This window comes from Proteus sp. TSJ240517, assembly GCF_047921575.1.
Lineage (GTDB): Bacteria > Pseudomonadota > Gammaproteobacteria > Enterobacterales > Enterobacteriaceae > Proteus.
On sequence record NZ_JBLRMH010000010.1, the window covers coordinates 118,266 to 143,648 of the forward strand.

Consider the following 25,383-nt stretch of genomic DNA (forward strand, 5'->3'; position numbering starts at 1 on the left):
AATGTATAAGGTTTACTGGAAAGCCTCGTTTTATAATCGATTTTTTCCTTTAACAAAAAGTGCTTTTTTTGCGAAAACTTTAATTTATCTTATATAAAAAGGTGTGACTTAACCAAAATTTAGCAAAATTAAGGGTTTTTAATGTGTCAATTTTGTTTGTTATTTAGTCAATTTTTGTTGTTTTTGGTCTAGTTTTATTATCAATTTCGCGTGCTTTTTCTGTTAAATCAGTAAAATCCGCTTCACGCCAATAGGTTTTTGGGCGAGGTAAATCTTCCATTTGATTTGTTGGCCAAAGCTGAAATTCTGCTAATTGTTCTAGAATGTAACCGGAATAAGCACTAGGTAATGTGAGGTAATGAGGCGACGCCATTTCCTCAAAAGGTAAGACCGGATAGCGTTTATCAGAAATGTGATAATCACGCATTAAAACTAAAAATTTATCAGGTACACGTTGCTGACTATCCCACCATTGCCCATCAATTACATCAAACCATTGCTGAGTTAATTGACGAGGTTGAGCCTCTAATTGATAAAGCGCAGAAGGAATAATACCTTGCATCGATTGATTATATTGCTCAAGGCTGGTGGCGTGACCATTAAGGATCAAGGTGAGAGAAAGGCGAGCGCCAATCAAGTTAGAGTAGAGATCTTCGGGTGAAAATGCGGATATTCCTTCTGGAAATCCGGGCACCGAACGTAAACCATACCACTGTGCAATCTCATGCCATATTGCAAGGCGATAACCTAATCGAGCAGCAAGATAGGCACTTAAGGTATAACGCTGTGCTTCATTTTTAGGCGGTGTAAAGGCGTTAAAGTGTATTTTACGTTGTGCCAACTCATTACTTAGCGTTAACGTCCACTCTTGCCCTAATTTTGGATAGATATGACTAAAGAGATAATAAGTATAATCTGCGGTGTCACGAATATGGGCAATATCAAGAAACCCACCCTTATGAGAGTAAATTAAACCCGATTTTTCGCTGCCAATCCCTAATACTGCCGCGGTGCCGAGCCAAAAACTGTCGTTATAGCGATGATTGCCCAATGCAGAGGCTTCAACAACATTATCAATACGATAAAACGGGATAGGAATTTCGAGCGCTTTGACTTTTAAGTCATAGCCAAAAGCACAGCAAGGTCTTAATCCATTAGGCGCGGTAAGAGGAGGTGGTGTTTGCCAAGCTTGTGACGCTTCTTCATGAGTGACACTTTCAAGATTGGCATGAATGGGATTAACAGGTGTGACTTGAGTGCAACCTGCAATAAATAAGAAGAAGGCAATGGTGTTAATAAAAAGAAAACGCTTGAACATCAAAATGCTTCACCTACTTGAAAATAGAATCCTGTACTTTCTTTACCTATACCAAAATCGAGACGCACATTCATGCGTGGCTTAAATTCAAATCGATAACCCACACCAACACTAGGTAGCCAATGACCTTGACCTAAATCACGGGCTTGATCGCTTAACGTACCACCACCAATCCAAAGTGCGATGCCATGGCGCCAATTGAGTTTTTGGCGGTATTCTAATTGCGTAGAAAAGACGTGATTATCTTGATATCGCCCTTCGTAATAACCGCGCATCTGGTGCCCATTACTTAACTTAGAAAGTTGGCTCCAAGGTACATCGCCTGATGTGAAGCGGGCATAATTATCAAAAGCTAAAACCGCACTGTCACTTAAAGGATAATAGTAGTTATATTGCATCTGTGTCGCATTAAAGCGGTTATTACTGCCTGTATCAGGAGAATAGTGAGTATAACTAATATCAAATGCTTGCCCTTGACTCGCATTAGGTAAAAAATCACGGCTGTCGTAAGTAAAGCGGAGACTTAACCCAGAGCTTGTGGAGCGCAAAGGTAAATTGTGTTTATCCATATACGCTTTGAAGGGAGCGTCTGGGGCTGCGGCTTGTAAATTTGAATAGTCCCATCCTAATCCGATATAGGTGTTTTGGGCGATTTGACGCAATAAAGTCGGTGTTAAGTGCAATTCTTGAGAGCGGTATTCACCAAAATGATCTTTTACACGACCTTCATGATAACCCTCTCCCCAATAATTGGTTGGCACATTGTTTAACGAGCCAGTGAGATAAAAGCGCCAAGTATCATCCGCGAGATAAGTGTAGTTGCTAAAGGTCATCCCAAAAGCACCCGTTGATGAACCAAAGCCACTTAAAGAGAGTGACGAGATTTTGCTATCAGGGCGACTATCTGCTTGATAAAGACCAACAAGCGCAATACCTACACCAAACTCTAATTCTGGTGTATAGAAAGGTCCAGGCAAAACTCCCCAATCAATGGTTTTACTGCGGTCGAAACTATTTTCTCCTCCTAAGCCAACTAACCATTGGTCTATTTGTTGTCTATCTGGGAAGAGTTGTGCTTGTGCTGTGTGTGAAATAAAGAGGCTGGCAAATGCCAGCCCCAAAATAAAAGGGTATTTAACCATTAAAAACGGAACTCACCAGAAACAAAGAAGCTATTACGATTATTAAAGCCAAATTCGGTTATCACGTTAAAATTACGCGTTAATTCTAAACGGGCACCTAAAGTTTGGCTCCATTTATGGGCAAGATGCTGTTCAACATCGAATTTCATGCCAGGATCATCTAATGCTTGGATTAAGCCTGCAAATGCTGGTGGAAGGTTTAACTTATTAATATCCCCTTTAAAACGTTGGGTAATATCTTGGTACATTGCACCTGTCCACACTTGTAATTTGGTATTTCCTTGTCCAGCAATGAACGGTGAAAAGACAAATTCATAACCCACGCGAGGTGAAATCACTAATGCTTTAATATCACCATCTAAGATATCAAGGTTAGTTTTGGTGTAGTTTAAATCGAAAGTAGCGAAATATTGGTTATATCCTCCCGCCAAAGTAAAACCACCACCATAAGTATCACCTTTAAAATCAAGATCAAAAGGCATACCTTCTATAAACGGTAAAGGAAAACCAGCAAAACTACCTCCATTCAGGATTGTTTTTGATGTACCTTTAGTTCGACCATATAAGCCATAAACGTTCATAAAAGGGAATACCCAGCTATCGAGTTTTAGCATATGGGTTTCACTTTTTTCACGCGTATGACCTGCATCTATTTTTAACGCGTCTGCTGTTTCTGGATTTTTAGGCATGATAAAACCAATTTTATCTACGATGATATCTTGGCGTAGATTCATATAGCTGTAGCTGGCACCAAAAGGCTCTGGTAAATCATAACCACGGGCGCGGGCTTCATCGCCCCAAATAGGTAAAACGCGAGATTGGCTTGCTGGGGTGCGAGTATCTAACGAACCTTCGCTATTTAAGGCAGTACCGCCGGATTGGCTCACACTTAAAGAGAGCAGGGGGCGATCGCTATCAGCATAAGAAAAGCCAGTAGCAAGAAGAGAGGCAGTTAACACCACCTTATTTAAATTGGAAAAGTTCATACATAACCCACAGAAAATGTTTAAAAAGAAAGTAGTAAGTAAAAGAGTAGCCGGAAATTTTAATCTTTTTCTTTTTAATGGTCACCAGCTATAAGTGCGATATACAGTAAGAGATGCTTATATTCTGTATTATTATAGGATTATTAAAGGTTTATTAAGGGAAAAGCGCGATATTTTCTAAGTTAATCTTAATAAAAGTAGAATTTATAAAGAAGAATGATAACGTTTCTTTTAATTATTCTTATTTTGTTATTTTTCTTTTTATTGACTAAATAAACATCGAAATAAGATATTCGTGTGATAAACAGTTATGATAATAATCATCTAGTATGGATTATTTTTATAAAGGAACGTTATGACCTATCAAGAGCTTTATCAGTACGCTATTTTTATGCTCTCTCGCCGTGATTACGGCACAGTAGAGCTACAACGTCGCCTAGCGCGAAGAATAAGAGAAAGCGATCGAGAAGCACAAACTGTCACTGATGAAACCTGCTTACCTCAAGTGATGGAACATTTATTAGAAAATCATTATCTTGATGATAATCGTACTGTTTATGCTTTCTTTCGCAGTTATTTAAATAAATCTTATGGTCCTTTGCGTATTCGTCAAGAATTACGCGTAAAAGGTTTCCCCGGTGAAATTATTGAACGTCTCTTCGAAGAAGATGAAACTGACTGGTACACCCTTTGCCAAGAGGTTCATGAAAAAAAATTTGGTGGTAGTAAACCCAAAGATTTTAAAGAGAAAGCGAAACACATTCGTTATCTACAATACCGAGGGTTTACCTCTGACACGATTAATGCCCTGTTTTAAATCATTAACGTAGTGTCATTGCGATATCATCTAATTTCTTATTATTCTCTTTTTTAAAATAGACTTTTTGATGTAAGAAAATATCAAAAGGAAAAGGAGAACGAATAAACTGTACTTCATCGTTTGTAATGGTTGAAATATAATGAATATTTTCAGGCATAAAGCAGTAACCTGCCCCTTCATCAACGCAGTGCAAAACATCCGCCATTTCTGTTAAACCTAAAGTATGGTATTGATAACCTTGATTTTTTAGCTTGTCTAAAATCGTTGAAAATATGGGGTTTTGCAAAGTACTGCTTCTTTGTATTAAGGTTTCTTTGGCAAAAAATGTTTTGGTATTGGGATATTGTTCAAAGAGTTTTTTGCTCACCAATAATCCGACTTTTTGTGTGCATAAATTAATTGCATTGATATTTTTTTGTGGATAGTCAAACTCAAGAGAAGAAATCACAAGATCAAACTCTTTATCAAAAAGTTCCTCTTTAATATCATCAATATAACCATCTTCTAAAGATAGGCTATATTGACTGTTTTTTTGGCGGATCTCCAACAGTTTTGTTTTTAGATCAGGGTAATAAAGACCATCTAATTTAATGGAGAGCGAGGTTTTATCATCATTGGAATTCATTATCTGATTTTCAATTTTTCTAATTTTTTCATAATAGGGATATAAACGTTCATAGAGTGTTTTCCCCGCAGGGGTTAGATCCATTCCGTTTTTGGAGCGTTTAATCAGTGACTTACCTATTTGGCTTTCAAGTTCATTAATACCGTGGCGCAGTGCAGATGGGGTAACATTGATTTGTTCCGCTGCTTTTACTAGGCTTTGACAAGTCGCAACGGCAAAGAACTGATTTATTTTTCGTGAGAAAAACATGCAGACGTTCTCCATATTTATTTGTATATATATTTAAAATGAATAATCCTCTTGAATGAAATTTTTATATTGATATTTATCAATAATCATTTTAGCGCGACTAAAAATAAAAAAAGCACAACGAATAATTTAAAAAATAACATTACCGACTAAAATTGATAATAAATCAGAATGTTTTTTATAAAAATAAAATCAAATGATTGATTGTATTATGTTGTCATATTTTGTTTGTTATTTACATCTCTTTTCTTGTTTTTTTTTCTTATTTAGAATCGCATTTAGCCGACAAAGAATAAAAAAACTCAATAACAGATTATAAAAAATTCAATTTTCAATTTTTATTTTCTTGATATTTTAATTTTCGAGATGAAACGATGATTCCATTCTCTTAATTTTAAATTAACTTATATTAGGAAAATATTTAATGAAAAACATTAATACACTTTTAACGAAAATGAACTCTTCTACTTCAGAAGTGATTACATTAAAAGAATTAGCACCATTGTCACTTCATGAAATTCGTGCATTAAGCGAAGAGAAATTAAGTTGGCATGAGGCAAAAATATTATATACACACGCACAAGAAGCAACAAAAATTAATAAGCTTAATGAAGCTCATCATTTAGCACGTAATAACCCACAAGTGCAAAATGCCGTGGCGTTAGGTATTCAACAACAATCAGCACAAAGCCGTGCATTAGGTGATTGGATCCCAAATAGAGACAACCATTATGTCGATTCTAAATCTGTTGCATCAATGTTTTCACCCGCTGGTTATTTGACCGAGCTTTATCGTGAAGCAAAAGCCTTACATGCAGAAAATTCAATTTATCACTTGGATAAACGTCGTCCTGATTTAGCGCAATTAGTGTTATCTCAAGACAATATGGATAAAGAAGTTTCTACCCTTTCTTTATCAAATCAAATTTTAACCACAGTATTACAGAGTAAATTAGGTAGTAGCAAAGATCTATTTCGTGAATTAGCCACCAACCGTTTAACCGGTGGTACACCTTATCACCAACCTTATGAAACCATTCGCCAAGCTATTTTACTGCAAGATAAAAACCTTGAAGGATTAATGTCAGCCACTGATATCACTAAAACCTTCGACTCAGCAATACTAGCCTCTATTCAAGCCGATATTTCCCCTGAGCTTTATAATATTTTAACTGAAAATATTGATAAAGATACGAATGCACTTTTTGAGAAAAACTTTGGTAATATTAACGAAAAATTATTGAATAACTCTCACTTTATCGCTGAATATTATGATATTGATATTAAAGATGCTCAATCTGTTATCAAAGCATTTAATAAAAGAGAAACACTGTCAAATAAAGAGCTATTAAATTTAAATAAAATTATTCGATTATATAAAGCCACAGGAATGCCACTACTATCTGTGCTTACCGCCATTAAATCTAAAAATACTCTGTTTAATATTGATAAAGAAACGTTAAGTAGTTTTTTCCACTTGCAAGTAATAATGAAAAATTACCCTATTACCGTGGAACAAGCGATTGTGCTTAATGGAGGATTAATTTCAAAAATATCTTTTGATAATACACCATCTCAATTTGATCAATTATTTAATCATCCACTACTTAATGATACTTTTTTTATTGATGACAATCATTCTCTTGATTTAGTTAATGCAACATCTTCTACCGATATTACTCGTTTAAATACCTTAAAGCGTGCTTTTAATGTCAATAATATTGAACTGGTGATGTTATGGCAATTAGCATCGGATAATGCTAACTTTGCGTGTTCATTAGCGAATCTTTCTTTACTTTATCGTACCCATTTATTGGCTCAAATTTATGGCTTATCCGTTAATGAATTAATATTGCTTATTAATATTTTGCCATCACCTTTTAATAAACAGATTGTGAAACATGAAACTTCTGATGATATGGGTCATTTAATTCACACTATTAATGATGTAGTGCAATTTGCCAAAAAAGAAAAATGGACAATTAGTGAACTATTTTTAATTTGTACGCAACAATATGAGTCTGAATTTAGTTCTGAACTTGAAGTGTTAATTAATACTTTAAAAGTCATATTAAAAAATACACTGACAGATTATGAAGCACAATTCTCAGCTGTTGCATCATTTATTGCCTCTGAGATGGGTGTTGATTCTATTGAAAAAGCAAATTCGATATTACAATGGGTTGACCTAGAAGTGGGTAATAAATATCTAAAAGATGTATTGCCAATAATTATTAAAGATACTCTAACTCAACAAGACAAAGTAGATATTGCACAATTCTTTAACAGGCTTAAAAAAATTACCTTGGTTTCCAATAAAGTGGGATTGAATAAGTATGAGTTGGAATTTATTAGTACTAAATTGAATTATCTTTATTCTAAAGAAGATTATATTTTAACAATTGATAAAATAAAATATGTCACTCAATTCCATCATTTTATTTCACAATGTGGCGATAGAGCGAATGATTTCTTAAATGGCCTTGAAAATAAATCACTAACCGCGAAAAAACTGGCATCTATTTTAAATATCGATGAAACAACGCTTACTCAAGCTTTGGCATTAACGCCAACCAATGCATTAAATGATTTTCAAAATATTACTGTTCTTATTCAATATCTTGAATTATCTAAGATGCTGGGTATTTCACCGAAAGATTTTGAATTATTCATTGAGTTAAAATACACCGAAAATAATAATGTTGCTGCTACATATGATAGTTGGGATAAACTTAGCCAAATTATTCAGGCAGGTTTAAGTCGTGAAAAAACAGCACAACTTGTTCAATTAATGGATGAGAAAAAAGCAACAGTATTAACTCACTATTATGCCAATCAAAGTAACAACCTATCGTTAACGGGTCGTGATGATGTTTATCACCACTTATTAATTGATAATCAAGTTTCTTCTGAGATTATGACAACGCCGATTGCACAGGCAATTGCCAATATTCAGTTTTATATTAATAACTGCTTATCGGGTGATGAAAAGGATGTTGATAAGAATGTGAAAGGCCGTACTTTCTTTGTGCAATGGAATGAGTTTAATAAACGTTATAGCACATGGGCAGGTGTCTCTAAATTAGTTTATTATCCTGAAAACTATGTTGACCCAACCATGCGTATTGGGCAAACCAAAATGATGGATACCCTATTACAATCCATTAGCCAAAATAGTGTGAACCGCGATACGGTAGAAGATGCCTTTAAAACCTATTTAACTTCATTTGAGCAAATCGCTAATTTAGAAGTATTAAGTGGATACCATGATAGTGTGACATTAAATGATGGTATAACCTATTTTATTGGACGTAACCCTGCTGACCAAATGAGTTATTACTGGCGCAGTGCTAATCATAGCAAAATTAAAGGTGATAAATTAGCCGCTAATGCTTGGACTGAGTGGACTAAAATTGAAAATGGTTTAAATCCGTATAATGATTTAATTCGTCCAGTTATTTTTAATAGCCGTTTATATATTGCTTGGATTGAAAGAACAGAAGTTGCTAAAGATAAAGCATCACAATCTATTGAAAAAGAAATTAAATATAGTTTAAAGCTATCTCATATTCGTTATGACGGTTCTTGGAGTGCGCCGGTTAGTTTTGAATTACAGGATGAAATGATTAAGGATAATAAAGGAAGTTTTCATTTAACTTATAATGAAGAGTTAGATGAGCTATTTGTTTTTTTATATAAAATGAAATCATCATATGATAGTGATAATAGTGATTATCATCTTTACTCTATTAATAATGAAATGAATATTTCGTCAATTTATGATTCAGGAAGTCCAGGTGAAAATATAAAAATAATATATAGTAGTGTAAAAAGTGAGTTTGATAAATTTAATGATGGTATTCAAAGAGTTGTCAATAATAAATATACAAGAAGAGATAAAACAAATTATAATATATCAAAAGATGCAGTGAATATTAAAAATGTAAGTGATAGTACTGATGCGTCATTATATGGATCTATATTAAATAATGCGAGTATAACTTATACGGAGGGGGATAAAATAACAAGTCACCTATCTGCATCTATACAATGTGGAATAAAAGAGACTCTATCAGCTTCTTATAAAATAAACGAAATTATTAGTTCTATATTACAAGATTTAAATGATAATAGTGAACTAGAAGATATTTTTTACTGCTCTTTTCCTTTTTATTTACAGAGATATTATCAGGGAGGTGTAGCAATAACAAATTACGAAGCTTATTATTGTTTTAGTATTAAGACTAATAATGTTTTATTTTTTATTTTTGATAAAGAAAATGAAGAATGGGTAACTGATATTACTCATGGAATTAATAACTCCAATCCTACATCTGACTATATGGCTAACGCTTATTTTGTTTATTATGATTCATTTTATTTTAAATTAAAGGATAATTATGGTTATTATTCTTTAACTGATTATAAAGTAAGTGATTTAATAAATTCTAAAATAATGTATAATGCTTTTTTTAGTGGTGGTGAAGAAATATTTAATACGTTAGATGCTGGTATTCCAGCAGAGGATGTTCCGTGTAATAAGCTCAATCAACTTTACAATAATTATGCTGATCATATAAAAGATATTAAAATTTCATTATCAGCAAATTCAAGAGTGAGTAATTATTCAATAAGCGATTGGAGTGATGATTATAATGGATTTTATGAAGATGTAAATTCTCATACTAGTAAAGATGATATTCTAAAGCTTGATATTCCAATTAGTGATTTTGGTGCTAGTGGTGTTATTACATTAAATGCAAATATCTCTGTTATTAATAAAAAAGATCAAGTTTTATCAGAAAAAATATTTGAATTTACGATAAAAAAAATCATCTATAATGAAACTGAAAATGTAATTAGCTTAAATCGTAATACTAAAGGTGCCCAATATCTCTCTATGAAACTGGCAGATAAAACCATGTTAGTGCGTTTAAATACTTTATTTGCGCGCCAATTGGTTAAACTCGCCAATAACGGTATTGATAGCATTTTAACTTTGGATACTCAGCGTTTACCGGAACCCGCATTAGAAGGTAATACTGATAAAACCATGGACTTTAATGGTGCTAATGCACTCTATTTTTGGGAGCTGTTCTATTACACCCCAATGATGGTCGCCAATGTGATGCTAGAAGGTCAAAACTATGATGAAGCGGGTCGTTGGTTGCGTTATGTGTTTAGTCCTAATGGTTATATTGACGGCGGTCAACATACTGATATCGTTTGGAATTCACAACCGCTCTTAACCGATACGGAGTGGGATAAAGAACAACTGGATTCAACCGACCCAGATGCCGTGGCACAAACTGACCCAATACATTATAAGTTAGCCACCTTTATGAAGTGCCTCGATATTCTTATGGAGCGTGGTGACAGTGCTTACCGTGTTTTAGAGCGCGATACCTTAAATGAAGCCAAAATGTGGTATATGCAGGCGCTGAAATTACTGGGTGATGAAACAGAACTACTAGGTGACAACGTTTGGTTAGCACCTAAATTAACCGAAGCGGCATCAAAAACAAAACAACCAACACGTGCTATCAATGAAGAAAGCGAAGAAACCGCATCACCGCGTACCGCTAATTCATTAACGTCGCTGTTTTTGCCACAAATTAATGAGAAGTTAGCACAGTACCATGACACGTTAAAAGTGCGTTTATTTAATTTACGTCACAATTTATCGATTGATGGACAACCGCTATCACTGCCTATTTATGCAACACCAGCGGATCCTAAGGCGTTGCAAAATGCAGCCGTTAATCAATCACAAGGTGGCAGTGCATTGCCAAATGCGGTGATGCCGACACAGCGCTTTCCTGTGATGTTAAACAGTGCAAAATCCGTAGTAAATCAGTTAATGCAGTTTGGTAGCTCGTTGTCTAGCATTACCGAACGCCAAGATGCCCAAGCATTGTCAGAATTACTCACTACGCAAGGTAGTGAAATTATTCTGCAAAATATGAAGTATCAAACAAAGAGTATTGAGGAATTTACCTATAACGAGAAAGCATTAAAAGCGTTACGAGAGGGTGCACAAAAACGCGTTGAGCACTATAGCAAATTGTATGATGAAAATATCAGTACCTCAGAACAACAAGCGATGGATCTCTATCTTGCCTCTTCGGTACTCAATACTGCCAGCCAAGGGCTGAATATCGCTGGTGCAGCTGCCGATTTAGTGCCGAATATTTACGGTTTAGCGGTCGGTGGCTCGCGTCTAGGCGCTATCTTTAATGCTACATCGATTGGTCTACAATTGTCTGGCTCTGCAACCCGTATTGCGGCAGATAGATTAAGTCAGTCAGAGTCTTATCGCCGTCGCCGTGATGAGTGGGCGTTATCTCGTGATAACGCAAAAGTGGAGTTAAAACAAATCGATGCGCAAATTGACGCCCTGAAAATACGTAAAGAAGCGGCAAATCTGCAACTAGATAGTTTGAAGTTACAACAGCAACAGACACAAGAACACTTAACTTTCTTGCAAAATAAATTTACCAATAAAGCCCTGTATAATTGGTTACGCGGTAAATTGATGGCGATTTATAAACCGTTCTACGACTTAACTGTTTCTCGTTGTCGTATGGCAGAATTAGCTTATCAATATGATTTAGGTGAAACACAAACCTTTATTCGCCCTAGTGCATGGCAAGGTAACTATTCCGGTTTGATGGCAGGTGAAAGCCTAATGCATAACCTGACTCAAATGGAAAACAGTTACCTTGAAAAAGATAAACGTGCGTTGGAAATTACCAAAATTGTGTCGTTGAATGATGTATATCAAGGCTTAAGTAGCAATCAGTTTGGTTTTGAACAAGTCGCTGATGTGATTAATAAATCAAAAACACAGTTAGGTACGGCAGAAAACGGTGTTACGTTGAAAAATGGCCAATTACAAGCCTCTGTAAAACTCTCTGGTTTAGCTATCGACAAAGATTACCCTGCTGATTTAGGTCAATTACGTCGTGTTAAACAGATTAGTGTGACATTACCTGCGTTAACTGGCGCTTATCAGAATATCAGAGCGGTGTTGAGTTATGGCGGTAGTGCAGTGAAACCTCGTGGTTGTAATGCGATTGCGATTTCTCATGGCATGAATGACAGTGGTCAGTTCCAACTGAATTTCAATGATGATCGTTATCTGCCATTTGAAGGTTTACCAGTGAATGACACCAGTACACTGACTTTAAGCTTCCCTGATGCGACAGATAAGCAAAAAGAGATGTTACTGACACTGAGCGATATCATTCTCCACATTAATTACACCATTCGTTAATTATCCAAATCTTAATTAATTACAGGCTCCTTAGGGAGCCTGTCAGGAGTTCTACATGCAAAATTCAGAGAAATTGACCTTTGATGCGCCAAATTTACCCAAAGGGGGCGGTGCAGTCACAGGATTAACCGGCAATATGGGCGCCGTTGGCCCTGATGGTGCAGCCACTTTTAGCTTGCCGTTGCCCATTAGCCAAGGCCGTGGTTATGCCCCTTCTTTAGGCTTAACGTATCAAAATCAGGCCGGTAATGGCACGTTTGGTTTTGGTTGGTCTGTGGGGGTGATGTCGATTCGCCGTCGTACGACAAAAGGTGTACCAACTTATACTCAATTAGATGAGTTTGTTGGCGCTGATGGCGAAGTTATTGTGCCGATGATTAATAAAAAAGGCGAAATTGAAACAGCACAACGTAATGAGTTACTTGGCGTAAAACTCGCTCATCAATATCAAGTGACGACGTATCGTTCTCGTATTGAAAAAAGCTTTAGTCGTTTCGAATATTGGTCACTCAATGACAGCAAAGCACCAGCGAATACACCAACCCAATTTTGGGTAATGTATAGCGCAAATGGGGATGCACATTTATTTGGTTATGAAACCACAGCACAGATTGTAGATAGCCAAAACAGTGCGCATATCGCCCAATGGAACCTAAATGCTTCAGTTTCAGCAACAGGTGAACAAATTGAATATCACTATCGCCCTGAAGACGAACAAGGCTGCGATAAACAAGAAATTCAATCACATACCAATGCCAATACACAACGTTATTTAGATAAGGTTTATTACGGTAATTCTATCGGTGAGCGTGCTTTTTCATGTACGAAAACGGATAACACCTTACCTAAAAATGCCTTGTTTACGTTGGTGTTTGATTACGATGAGCGCAGTAGTGCATTAGCAACTTATCCTCAGTGGCAGAGCAATTCAACATGGGCATTGCGTAAAGACTGTTTTTCACTTTTCCATTACGGTTTTGAAGTTCGTACGCGTCGTTTATGTCGCCAAGTGCTGATGTATCACCGTATTGAAAGTTTAGAAAAACAAACACCACTAGCAGAAACGCCAGAATTAGTTGCCAGATTAACGCTCACTTATGATGAGTCAGCATCAGGGGCTGTTTTAGTTTCAGCACAACAATCAGCGTTTAATGATAATAAAGACACTCAATCGTTAGTGACATTACCGCCAGTAAAATTTGATTGGCAAAGGGTCGGTGCGACTCAACAAGCACAGTGGCAATCACTTGATGAACTTGCTTCATTTACGCCACAACAACCTTATCAATATGTCGATCTATTTGGCGAAGGGCTTGCGGGGGTACTTTATCAAGATAGCGGTGCTTGGTGGTATCGCGCACCGATTAGAAAAGAAGATAAGCAAAATTCTAATGCCATAACATGGGATAAAGCGAAAAAGCTTCCTGTTATTCCGTCATTGCGAAATTCAGCCATGCTGACCGACGTGACGGGTGATGGAAAACTGGAATGGTTAGTTACCCAAGGTGATGTGAGTGGTTATTACACTCAAGATGAAACCAATGCAGAAAATTGGCTCAACTTTGTGCCACTTGATGCACTACCGATAGAATATTTTCATCCTAACGCTGAAATTACTTCATTAACAGGCAGTGGTTTTGCTGATTTAGCTTTAATTGGTCCTCGCAGTATTCGTCTTTATGCGGGCTCTGCGCAAGGCTGGAAAAAAAGCAAAGAGGTGATGCAAACAGAAGGGGTGACGTTGCCGATTAAAAACGTTAATCGACGTACCTTAGTGGCATTTAGTGACGTGTTGGGTTCAGGTCAACAACATCTAATTAAAGTGGATTATCAAGGTGTAACCTGTTGGGTGCATTTAGGTGAGGGTAAATTTAGTTCACCTATTACTATTCCTGGTTTTTCTGCGGATCGTCTCAAATTTAATCCTAATCAACTCTATTTAGCGGATTTAGATGGTAGTGGCACAACGGATATTATTTACGCCCAATCGACCCACTTAGAAGTGTATTTTAACCAAAGTGGCAATCAATTTGTACGTGGTGATGATATCGCATTACCTAAAGATGTGCGTTTTGATAGCCATTGCCAGCTACAAGTGGCGGATGTGCAAGGTCTTGGTGTGGCCAGTATTTTATTGACGAAATTGTATCCTGTACCACAGCATTGGGTGCTTTCGTTACAAAATAAAAAGCCGTGGTTATTAACATCGATTAATAACAATATGGGGCTTATTCAGAATTTGCATTACCGTAGTTCGGCGCAATATTGGTTAGATGAAAAATCAACTCGCCAACAACAAAATGAAGCTAAAGCGGTTAGCCATTTACCTTTCGCGTTGCATACGCTTTGGAAAACTGAAACGGTGGATGAAATTACCCAAAGCCGTTTCACACAGACTCTAAATTATCGCCATGGTGTTTGGGATGGTAAAGAAAAAGAGTTTCGTGGTTTTGGCTGTGTAGAAGCCACTAATGCCGAGTTATTTAAAAGTGAAGAAAACACCACGGATAAAACGCCAAGTGTGTTAACGCGTCAGTGGTTTTTAACGGGTAAATCCTTAGTTGATAACCAGTTTTTTAATGAGTTTTGGCAAGGCGATAATGTGGCATTTCCTCACTTCTCACCACGCTTTACCCAAGATGAAGGGAGCGACGAAAAGGCGTGTGATAACACAGTGCGTCAAGAACACGCCTATTGGCTTGAGCGTGGACTGCAAGGTCAACTGTTCAGAAAAGAGGTCTATGGATTAGACAATATCGTTGTATCTGATGTGCCTTATACCGTTACGGAACAACGCCCGCAAGTGCGTTTAATTGAAGCGCAAGGGCGCTCACCCGTGGTGATGCCTTCAGTGGTGGAAAGTCGTACATACCATTATGAACGAATTGCAGCTGATCCGTCTTGTCATCAACAAATCACATTAGAGCAAGACGCCTATGGTGTTGTGACCAAAGCGGTTGCAATTGATTATCCAAGACGCGCTAAAGGTGCAAAAAATCCTTATCAGCATTATGAAAGCTTGCCTGAAACGTTATGGGCATCAAGTTATGATGAGCAACAACATACATTGCGTTTAGGTTTATCGCGTCAGACTTGCCATCATATTGTTCATCCTGAAAAACAGGTTTATCAGCTCGCGATCACCAACGCCAGTCGCCAAGATCGTTGGACATTCGGTGCGGAAAAACAGCCGAAAGAAGGCCTGAATGTCGAAGCCTTATTAGCGAGTAATAATTTGCTCACGCAAAAATCAGCTTCGGTATTTGCTGGGCAACAACAGCTTGCTTATCTGGATGCGAGTGGTAATGCGACATTAGCAGAACCCGATTTCCCTGTGCGTTTAGCGTATAGCGAAACCGCAGAATTAGACGAAGAAACCGCCAAAATCATTTCACAACCTTATCCAGATTTAAAACTGGATGAAGTGATGAAAAATGCGGGTTATCAGCAAAAAGATTACTTATTTGCAGACACATCAGAAAAAGGCAAAAAACTGTGGGTAAAACCGTTATTAGGTATCAAAGCCTATGGTTCATTAGCACAATTTTATAAGCCTTTAGTGTATAAAAAATCTGAGCTTTCTTGCGATTATATACTGTTATGGGATAAGCAATTCTGTGTGTTAATGGGGAAAGAGTCACCTTTAAATACACAAGATTTCCATCTTACTTATGATTGGCGTTTTTTATCACCTAACTCTATTACTGATGAAAACAAAAATATTCATCAGGTGACCTTTGATGGTTTTGGACGAGTCACTACAACCCGTTTTTCAGGCACTGAAAACGGTAAACAAAGTGGTTATAGCGATAAATCTTTTGTGATGCCAACGAATGTTGATGAAGCGTTAGCATTGACATCAACACTGCCTATTGCTTCTGGTTCTGTGTATGTGACTGACAGTTGGATGTCAGCATCCTCAAAAATGCCACCTCACGCGCTGCAAATCATGACAGACCGTTATGACAGCGATCCACAACAGCAAATTCGCCAACAAATCGCCTTTAGCGATGGTTTGGGACGCCTACTGCAAACTTCTGTCAGAGTGGAAGCGGGTGAGTCCTTTTTGCGTAGTGAAAAAGGTGAGTTAGTGGTTGATCGTGCACAACAGGCACAACAAAAAAGTACCACAACACGTTGGGCAATTTCAGGTGAAACCGAATATGACAACAAAGGGAATGTAAAGCGCGTTTATCAGCCTTATTTTCTGAATGATTGGCGTTATGTTTCGGAAAGTTCATCTCAACCTAATCGTTTTGCGGATACCCATTATTACGATGCATTAGGTCATTTATATCAAGTGATTACTGCAAAACAATATCGCCGTCATACGATAATGACGCCGTGGTTTGTGGTTCAGGAAGATGAAAATGACACCTTAGTGTAGGTTATTTATTACGCGGATTAATTAACAATGTCGTTTAATCCGCTCTATTTAGGAATTTTATTATGCTGGTAGCAATCCCATCTGAAAGCGATGCGCTGGCTTGGATGATTATCGGTGGATTTTCAGCCTGGGGAGGTATCGTGAGGTATTTAATGGAAATTAGACAAAAACAAATTAAGTGGTCTTGGTGTGGCATTGGTAGCCAGATCGTGATTTCAGTGTTTACAGGATTATTAGGCGGATTATTAAGTTTTGAAAGTGGTGCAAGTCGCTATATGTCTTACATGATTGCAGGGCTTTTTGGATCAATGGGGAGCACGACGTTGATTTGGCTATGGAATCGTATTTTTGGCATGAATAACCTTAAGGAGCCTAAATGAATACCTATACATTAAGTCAACGTAGCCAAAACAACCTAAACGACGTACATCAAGATTTAGTCCGCGTTGTTTATCTGGCTCTGACATTCAGTGAGTATGATTTTGTCGTTATTGAAGGTGTGCGTTCATTGATTCGACAAAAAGAGTTAATGAAAGAAGGTAAAAGCAAAACGCTCAATAGTCGTCATTTAACTGGGCATGCAGTGGATATTGTTCCGTTAGTGAATGGTGTTATTCCTTGGAAAGATTGGTCAGCGTTTGGATCAGTAGCAAAAGCGATGAAGAAAGCTGCTGAACAATTAGGTATTTCAATTAATTGGGGAGGTGATTGGGTGTCGTTTCGTGATGGGCCTCATTACGAGCTTTGTCGAGAGGTATACCCATGAATATTGCCGCTTTTTTACGCCTAGGCGTGAAAGGCGGGGTGTTGCTGATTATTGTCGTCACATTGTTGGTGATCCGTTATCAACACAATCGAATTAATCAGTTATCGGAACAAAATAGTCAGCTTGAATATCAGCAACGCACACTGCAATTACAGTTATTGCAGTGGCATGAACAAGCAGAAAAAGTCTCTGAAACACTCACGCACCAACAAGAGGAACAACGTTATTTAGAGGAAGAAAATCATGCTATACGCCAAGAGTTACGGTTACTTCTGGCTCAAACGCCTTGTGCTAATGAGCCTGTGCCTGACGCTGTTATCCAGTTGCAGCAAAACGCCTTCAATCATCGTTAAAGTACCTGAGAAATATGTGCCTTCACACCTGTTACAGCCTTGCTCAGCACCGTTTTTTAATGTGCAAGTGTGGGGAGATTACCCTGATTATGTGGCACGTTTAATATTGGTTTTAGAAAAATGCAATACTGATAAAAAGGCGATAGAAACATTATTATCATCAACAAGTTAATAAATTGACAAAACAATTTAAGGAAAGATTTATGAATAAATCAAATCAACAATTACATACACGAACGCCAACGGTGGTGGTTCGTGATAATCGCGGATCAACAATCCGTGAAATTAGCTATTGCCGTCATCCTGATGCAATTAACCAAACGGATGAGCGTATTACGCGCCACCATTATCACGCGCGTGGTTATTTAGAGCAAAGTATTGATGCAAGATTGTATGAAACACAACAATCAAATTCAGCAATACAACCGAATATTCAACAAATAGTGAGTTTAGGTGGGGCATTATCTTTCTCAAAAGGCATTGATAATGGTAGTCACGTTAATCTCAATGATATTGAAGGCACTGTTGCACAACAGATTAATGGCAAAGGTACTGTTACAACTTATGAATATTCAGATCAACGCTTTGAGCGCTATTTAGAACAAGTCAAAGAAGGAACACTGGGTGAAAGCAGTATTGCCGTAGTACAAAAATTTAAATGGGGACAAGGATTAGATGAAGGCATCGTACAAAATCAGGTAGGAAAATGTATTGAACATTATGATACCGCAGGAAAAAAAACAGTCGATAGCTTTTCATTATTAGGAGCCGTGTTATCCGAAACGCAACAATTATATTACGGTAGTTATATTAACTGGGATTCAGATAATGAAGATGATAGTATTGAGCGAGCTGAAAAATTTATCACTCAATATACTTATGATGCAACAGGCGCGGTATTAGAAGAGACGGATGCAAAGGGGAATAAACGCCGTATCGCCTATGATATTGCAGGATTTGTAAAACAAACTTGGTTGACCTTAAAAGGGCAATCTGAACAAACTATTTTGCGTTCACTTTCTTATTCAGCAGCGGGGCAAAAACTGCGTGAAGAGAATGGTAATGGATTAGTTACCACTTATGAATACGAGCCTGAAACCCAACGTTTGTTGCATGTCAAAACCCAGCGTCCTCAAGGGCATGTTTTGGGTGCGAAGATTATGCAAGATCTGCGTTATGAGTACGATCCTGTCGGCAATATTATTTGTCTGAAAAATGATGCTGAAGCGACTCGCTACTGGCGTAATCAGAAAATCGTGCCTGAAAATCGTTATGTGTATGACTCTCTGTATCAATTAGTGAGTGCAACAGGTCGTGAATCTGCCAATCAGCAAACACCCGCATCTATGCAATCTCAAACTATTACCACGTTAGTGAAAGATGCACAAAGCTATACCAATTATACCCGTTTATACGCTTATGACAGAGGTGGTAATTTAACGCAAATTCGCCATAACTCTCCTATTGCGCAACAAAATTTTACCCAAGATATTACCGTATCTAATAAAACTAATCGCGCCTTATTAAAGTCACAGTGTTCAGAACCTCAAAACGTAGATAGCTATTTTGATGAGAGTGGTAATTTAATCAAGCTGTTAAATGGCGATGCCATTATTTGGGATAGCCGTAATCATCTGAAAGAGACAAATGATATCAGTGAAGGTGGACACTTTTATGAAAGGGAAACCTATCAATATAACAGTGCGAGCCAACGTGTGACGAAAATACGCGGGCGTAAAACTGCTAACGGTCATTTAGAAAGAGTCACTACTCACTATTTACCGCATATTGAAATATGGGAAGTGAATGATAATCCTGTGACGGAAAAATATGCGGTAGTGAGCGTTAAGACGGGTACTAGTGCAAAAGTCAGAGCATTGTGTTGGGAGATTGGTACACCGAAAGGAATTGAAAATAATTCACTGCGTTATAGCTATGATGACGGTGTGGGTAACAGTGGATTAGAAACCGATGGTCAAGGGCAATTAGTCAGTTATGAGGAGTATTACCCTTATGGGGGAACTGCGATTTGGTCTAGCGAAAATGCAGTGGAGGCTGATTACAAAACCATTCGTTATTCAGGTAAAGAAAAAGACTCTACAGGCATGTATTACTACGGTTATCGTTATTATCAGCCGTGGATTGGCCGTTGGTTAAGTGCTGATCCCGCAGGTACGATTGATGGGCTTAATTTATACCGCATGGTGAAAGGGAATCCGGTATCGTATATTGATGACAATGGCTTGATGTTCAAAAGATTAAATGCAATTAGAGCTGGTGGAAGAGAGCGCAATTCCTCAAACGATATATCCACCGTTAGTGGTACTTTTGGCGCATCTGAATCAGGCAGGCAATCCCAGTTGAATGTTTCTAATTCCAAAAACGAACTAATTATTAACACTATTGAACGTCTGGTAGGAATTGTTGAAACAGGGAGAGGTGGAATGCGTACGTTACAAGGAGAACAGTTTAATGAAACGATGACTAAATTAGCCGCTTTGTATATTGACTTACAGCCTGAAGGCGTTCTATCCGGTGGAAGCAATATCATGCGTAAATCAAAAGGTTTCAGGCGACCACCTAAAGATTTAGTTAATCAGAACAAAGAACGAGGAAATTTATATGATTTTATGACTCCTTACCTTACCAGAGATTTAGATTCTGAAAATTTTTGCCTCCAAAATGTAACTTCAGACTTATATAAATGGACTGAACATATTATCAATAAACAACAGAAGCGTCTTCCGACAGGAAAAGCAGAAGAGTTACTTATGAGGATGAATAAGGCTGCAAACCCAGAAATTACTCAAGCAGAGTTCACAAAAAATCCTACGTCACGTCCTCCTGAGGATCAAGAGGAGGCAATACAGTTTATATATTATATGGCTGGCCAATTTGAAAGTGAAAGTGAATGGAAAGATTTTGCCCGTGATATGTATTCGGATGAATATCCTCAGCTAAAAAATGTAACTTATGAAAGAGCTAAGAGGGTTTTCAATAAAAACAAATCCTTATCGGTATATAAAGTTGATTAAGGCACCATCATTTTTTACTCAGCTCATGGGATATGAGTAATTAGATAATAATGTCTACTTAGAGTAGACCCAAAAAAGGCAGTCCAGTGAGACAGTTTTCCTGTCTCATTTGGGTTGTTTTTATCTTATGTTGATGATTTTAGTTTTATTAATAAAATATAAAATAAAGTATTAAAAATAATTAAATTTATTATTTTTATGATTGATAGTTATTTAATAAATATTAAATAACAGTGTTAGTTCCATTTTAATATTAAATTAAATCGCGATATTGCTCACAGTTCTTAATAAATGGATATTCAATTATCTATTTTCGACTAATATCTAATGTGATTGATGCAATCATTATATTTAAAAACATTTATTAATAATTATTGAGGCTTTATTATGAAGAAAAATAAACTTATGGTATTTACTGCAACATTATTATTATCATCAGTGGGTTTTATCTCAACGGCATTAGCCGATGTGACGCTAAAACATGGTTATATAGATAAGCCACCTAGCAGAGCTTTTCTTTGTTCATCCAAAGGCAACAACTTAAATAAAAACTGTGGCGATATACAATATGAGCCACAATCTGTTGAAGGCCCTAAGGGATTTCCTGAGACGGGGCCTAAAGATGGCGAAATTGCGAGTGGAGGAAAAGCTAAATTTTCTCAATTAAATCAACAAAGTGCCGACCGTTGGCATAAAGTTGATATAAAAAGCGGAGAATATACCTTTAAATGGACATTAACAGCCCCACATAGTACCGCTTCATGGCGGTTTTTTATTACTAAACCGGAGTGGGATGCCAATAAACCGCTTACTCGAGATGATTTTGATTTAACCCCTTTTTGTCAGCGATTTGATAATGGAACAGTACCAATGAAAACAGTAGAATTAAACTGCAATATACCAAAAAGAACGGGGTATCAAGTTATTTTAGGAGTTTGGGATATTGCAGATACAGGGAATGCATTTTATCAAGTGATTGATGCTGAATTTAAAGAGTAATCAATTTAACTTAATGTAAATAATTATTTAATATCAATAATAGTATTATTTTTAATACTGTTTATTTTCAAATATAAATAAATTCTCAATCTAAATTTTAAATTTAGATTAGAGCTCATATTTTTTATTAAATAAAAAACAACTATTTATTATCGTTATTCAATTAATAGTGCCTTAACATGGGCGCTATTTTCATTAAATCGACTAGAAATCCACCGCTCACAATGTTATTTTCTATGTTATATCTATAATTATTTAGCTTAAAACCAACATCATTAAGGTGCGATTATGGAAATCTATTTAGATACAGCGGATATCGACGAAGTCAGAAAACTCTCTCAAGTTCTTCCTATTGCGGGTGTGACCACAAATCCTTCCATTATTGCTAAATCCGCACAAAATATTGAAACCCTATTACCTGAATTAAAAGCCGCTATGGGCGGTAAAGGTCGTCTATTTGCGCAGGTTATTGCCAGTGATGTGGACACCATGATTGAAGAAGCATTGCATCTTGGGAATATTGCCGATAATACCGTGATTAAAATACCGGTTACTGAAGCAGGTTTAGTTGCCATTAAACAATTAAAACAAAAAAATATGCTGGTATTAGGCACGGCGATTTACAGTGTTTCTCAAGGTTTAATGGCGGCATTAGCAGGCGCTGACTATATTGCGCCTTATGTGCATCGAATGGATAGACAAGGTTCTGATGGGGTTAGAGTGGTAAAGGAATTACAAACGCTGATTACCATGCATAATTTACCCACAAAAATCCTAGCCGCGAGTTTTAAAACACCACGTCAAGTGGTCGATTGTTTATTAGCAGGAGCTTCTTCGGTGACATTACCGATTGAGCTTGCTTACTCAATTATCCGTTCACCTGTGGTTGACGATGCTGTGAATAGATTTGCTGACGATTGGCAAACTGCATTTGAGCGTCGTTCTTTATAATCAAATTAATAATATGAGATTAAGTGCTATATCGCTATATAGCACTTAATTTATCGATTTTTGCGTATGTAGATATTTATCTTCACTTTTACTAATGTATTAATAACTAGGTTAATATAGCTTAAAATAAACGATTATTGATTTACATCTAATAATAAGCCACCTTTCTGGCAATCTAAATTTAGATCTATTACTATAATGTTAGTCTATAAATGGATTATTAATACAATCTATTTATTTTTTGTTTTGTTGTTAAAAATATCTTTTATATCAATAAGTTATTTTTGATTACTTGAGGTGTTTTTTATATTTTAATATTTAATTAATTTTTTGTTTTTACTCGGTTTAATTGTTATTACTTTTGCTTTAATAACAAAATAATAAATTGTGACAGGTGTGTTAATTAAAGAGTTTGGTTGTTAAAAAATAAACTAATATTATATTGATGGGGTAGTTAACTTACCTATATTAACAGGGAAAACCGATACTCCGCGGTGCAATGATAATTAACATATTCAGTTATTATCTTTATTTAGCGATAAATAAAACTTTATTTGTGATACTGGAGTAAATATGTGTGAAGAATACATGAATAAACCACTCTATCTGTCAATTGCTGATTGGGTTCAAGAGCAAGAGCGCTGGGTAAGTGCAAAAGAGATCGCGAAAAAATTCGATATTCCTCAATGCAATGCGATTAATATCGTTTCTTACATTCTTTCTGATGTAAAAGAAATTGAATGTGAAACAAAAAGCGTGCCTAATCAGCTTGAAGGCAGAGGTTGCCAATGCCAACGTATGATCAAAGTGAGTCATATCGATCCTCAGCTTTATTCTCGCATAAAAGGACATATTCAAGGTAAAAGCAGTCAAAGTTCACCTGAAAAATTGGCAACGATGATCCCTCATGGATTAAACCATGAGCAAAAATGGCAATGGATGTTGTCGAAATCGCAACGTCGCTAATCTGAGAAATTAAGTTTTACTCAAAAAATCGAATAAATTCGACAGGCGTTAATGACGCCTGTCGTTATTTGTTACTGACCTTTAGGTTTAACGTTTGTTGTGCCACGTAAACGTGGGCGATTAGGTTCAGGCGCCGTTAAAGGTGTTGTTTCTACCAAGCTTTGGCGACAACGTACCGCTAAATCTTGGTATTCACGGGTGTTCATCCGTTTCCACTCCATATCTTGATCGGTAATATCACGCACATGTTTTGCAGGGCTTCCTATTAACATTTGTCGCGGTTGTCCTTTAAAACCCGCTTTTACAAAGCTCATGGCGGCAACAATACTTTCTTCACCAATGACGGCACCATCCATAATCACGCTATTCATACCGACTAAACTGTCACGCCCGATAATACAACTGTGAAGGATTGCACCATGCCCAATGTGTCCATTTTCTCTCACAATGGTGTCCATATCGGTATAACCGTGCATGATACAACCGTCTTGAAGGTTTGCGCCTGCTTCAACAATCAAGCGTCCATAGTCTCCCCTTAGTGAAGCTAGAGGGCCGATATAAACGCCAGCACCAATAATCACATCACCAATTAATACAGCAGATGGATGAACATAAGCTGTTGGATGAATCACAGGAACAAGACCTTCAAACGCGTAGATACTCATCAGTTTTCCTCATTGTTGTATTATCGAGATTAACAATAATTACCGTCCTTTCCATTCAGGTGTGCGTTTTTCAGCAAAGGCAAGAGGCCCTTCTGTGGCATCTTCTGAATGTAAAACACTTGGGTAATGTTTTAATACGCCACTGCGCATTAATTTGTAGCCCTCTTCAATAGAAAGCTCGCTGGTGGCACGATAAATCTCTTTTAAAGCTGCTACAGCCAATGGGGCGCTATTAGCGATTTGATCGGCGAGTTCGCGTGCGCTATCCATTAATTCAGCAGAACTGACAACACGGTTTGCAATACCCCAACGAAGAGCTTCATCTGCATTCATACGACGACCTGTCATCAGCATTTCGTTGACGATAGCAGGCGGTAAACGTTTTGGTAAACGCAGGACTCCACCACTATCAGGGACAATGCCCAATTGCGCTTCTGGTAAGGCAAAAGAAGCATTGTCTGAACAAACCATCATGTCAGCGGCGAGCGCTAATTCAAAGCCACCACCAAAAGCATAGCCGTTAACGGCCGCAATGACGGGTTTATTGAGATCAAAAAGCTCGGTTAAACCCGCAAAACCTCCCGCACCAAAGTCTGCATCAGGCGCTTCACCTTCTGCGGCGGCTTTTAAATCCCAACCTGCGGAGAAAAAGCGTTCGCCCGCGCCCGTAATAATGGCAACACGTAAGCTTGGATCATCTCGAAAACGCAGAAAAACTTCACCCATTTCATGGCTGGTTTTTGCATCAATAGCGTTTGCTTTTGGTCTATCTAATACAATTTCAAGTACTGAACCACGCGTTGTTAGGTGTAATGATTGGCTCATGTTGTATTCCTTTTCGTCAT

16 protein-coding genes are annotated in these 25,383 nt (G+C 37.2%); 10 read left to right on the top strand and 6 right to left on the bottom strand.

Features of this window, described 5'->3' with window-relative positions; genetic code table 11:
• Positions 1-163: 163 nt before the first annotated feature.
• The 3 genes from ACNARN_RS16210 to ACNARN_RS16220 are packed head-to-tail and all read right to left on the bottom strand — an operon-like array spanning position 164 to position 3,446.
• On the bottom strand, positions 164-1,318 hold the full coding sequence (locus tag ACNARN_RS16210) for a DUF4056 domain-containing protein (protein WP_109373272.1): 1,155 nt from the start codon (positions 1,316-1,318) through the stop codon (positions 164-166).
• The gene (locus ACNARN_RS16215; protein ID WP_198620557.1) at positions 1,318-2,460 is read right to left on the bottom strand and encodes a BamA/TamA family outer membrane protein; all 1,143 of its coding nucleotides are present in this window, start codon (positions 2,458-2,460) and stop codon (positions 1,318-1,320) included. The genes ACNARN_RS16210 and ACNARN_RS16215 overlap by 1 nt, the downstream gene beginning before the upstream one ends.
• On the bottom strand, positions 2,460-3,446 hold the full coding sequence (locus tag ACNARN_RS16220) for a hypothetical protein (RefSeq protein ID WP_198620556.1): 987 nt from the start codon (positions 3,444-3,446) through the stop codon (positions 2,460-2,462). Before ACNARN_RS16220 ends, ACNARN_RS16215 begins: the two co-directional genes overlap by 1 nt.
• A gap of 355 nt (positions 3,447-3,801) precedes the next feature.
• Here ACNARN_RS16220 and ACNARN_RS16225 point away from each other — a divergent pair, with 355 nt between their 5' ends.
• Positions 3,802-4,263 (top strand): regulatory protein RecX, encoded by a 462-nt coding sequence (locus ACNARN_RS16225; protein WP_198620555.1) that lies wholly within the window; start codon positions 3,802-3,804, stop codon positions 4,261-4,263.
• A gap of 4 nt (positions 4,264-4,267) precedes the next feature.
• On the opposite strand, the gene ACNARN_RS16230 is transcribed toward ACNARN_RS16225, so the two are convergent.
• Positions 4,268-5,140, bottom strand: a complete 873-nt coding sequence (locus ACNARN_RS16230) for a LysR family transcriptional regulator (RefSeq protein ID WP_198626462.1) — start codon at positions 5,138-5,140, stop codon at positions 4,268-4,270.
• Between the two features lie 424 nt (positions 5,141-5,564).
• Here ACNARN_RS16230 and ACNARN_RS16235 point away from each other — a divergent pair, with 424 nt between their 5' ends.
• The 9 genes from ACNARN_RS16235 (at position 5,565) to caiF (ending at position 23,873) form a co-directional block, all read left to right on the top strand.
• The gene (locus ACNARN_RS16235) at positions 5,565-12,416 is read left to right on the top strand and encodes a neuraminidase-like domain-containing protein (protein ID WP_416304694.1); all 6,852 of its coding nucleotides are present in this window, start codon (positions 5,565-5,567) and stop codon (positions 12,414-12,416) included.
• Between the two features lie 55 nt (positions 12,417-12,471).
• Positions 12,472-16,803 (top strand): SpvB/TcaC N-terminal domain-containing protein, encoded by a 4,332-nt coding sequence (locus ACNARN_RS16240; RefSeq protein ID WP_416304695.1) that lies wholly within the window; start codon positions 12,472-12,474, stop codon positions 16,801-16,803.
• A gap of 62 nt (positions 16,804-16,865) precedes the next feature.
• Positions 16,866-17,183 carry a phage holin family protein gene (locus ACNARN_RS16245; protein ID WP_109373279.1) on the top strand — a complete coding sequence of 106 codons (318 nt, stop codon included), beginning with the start codon at positions 16,866-16,868 and terminating at the stop codon, positions 17,181-17,183.
• Positions 17,180-17,569 (top strand): M15 family metallopeptidase, encoded by a 390-nt coding sequence (locus tag ACNARN_RS16250; RefSeq protein ID WP_416304696.1) that lies wholly within the window; start codon positions 17,180-17,182, stop codon positions 17,567-17,569. The genes ACNARN_RS16245 and ACNARN_RS16250 overlap by 4 nt, the downstream gene beginning before the upstream one ends.
• Positions 17,566-17,922, top strand: coding sequence for a hypothetical protein (locus ACNARN_RS16255; RefSeq protein WP_416304697.1), 357 nt, complete (start codon positions 17,566-17,568; stop codon positions 17,920-17,922). Before ACNARN_RS16250 ends, ACNARN_RS16255 begins: the two co-directional genes overlap by 4 nt.
• 203 nt (positions 17,923-18,125) lie before the next feature.
• Positions 18,126-20,957, top strand: a complete 2,832-nt coding sequence (locus tag ACNARN_RS16260) for an RHS repeat domain-containing protein (protein ID WP_416304698.1) — start codon at positions 18,126-18,128, stop codon at positions 20,955-20,957.
• Between the two features lie 387 nt (positions 20,958-21,344).
• Positions 21,345-21,956, top strand: coding sequence for a lytic polysaccharide monooxygenase (locus ACNARN_RS16265; RefSeq protein ID WP_416304699.1), 612 nt, complete (start codon positions 21,345-21,347; stop codon positions 21,954-21,956).
• Between the two features lie 288 nt (positions 21,957-22,244).
• Positions 22,245-22,907 carry a fructose-6-phosphate aldolase gene (gene fsa / locus ACNARN_RS16270; RefSeq protein ID WP_416304700.1) on the top strand — a complete coding sequence of 221 codons (663 nt, stop codon included), beginning with the start codon at positions 22,245-22,247 and terminating at the stop codon, positions 22,905-22,907.
• A gap of 573 nt (positions 22,908-23,480) precedes the next feature.
• A complete protein-coding gene (caiF, locus tag ACNARN_RS16275) occupies positions 23,481-23,873 on the top strand; it encodes a carnitine metabolism transcriptional regulator CaiF (RefSeq protein ID WP_100158920.1) in 393 nt (130 codons plus the stop codon).
• 71 nt (positions 23,874-23,944) lie between these two features.
• Here the strand turns inward: caiF and caiE are convergent, their stop codons facing one another.
• Entirely contained in the window at positions 23,945-24,538 is a 594-nt protein-coding gene (caiE, locus tag ACNARN_RS16280) for a carnitine operon protein CaiE (RefSeq protein ID WP_416304701.1), read from the bottom strand.
• 39 nt (positions 24,539-24,577) lie between these two features.
• The gene (caiD, locus tag ACNARN_RS16285; protein ID WP_198620545.1) at positions 24,578-25,363 is read right to left on the bottom strand and encodes a crotonobetainyl-CoA hydratase; all 786 of its coding nucleotides are present in this window, start codon (positions 25,361-25,363) and stop codon (positions 24,578-24,580) included.
• Positions 25,364-25,383: the final 20 nt, after the last annotated feature.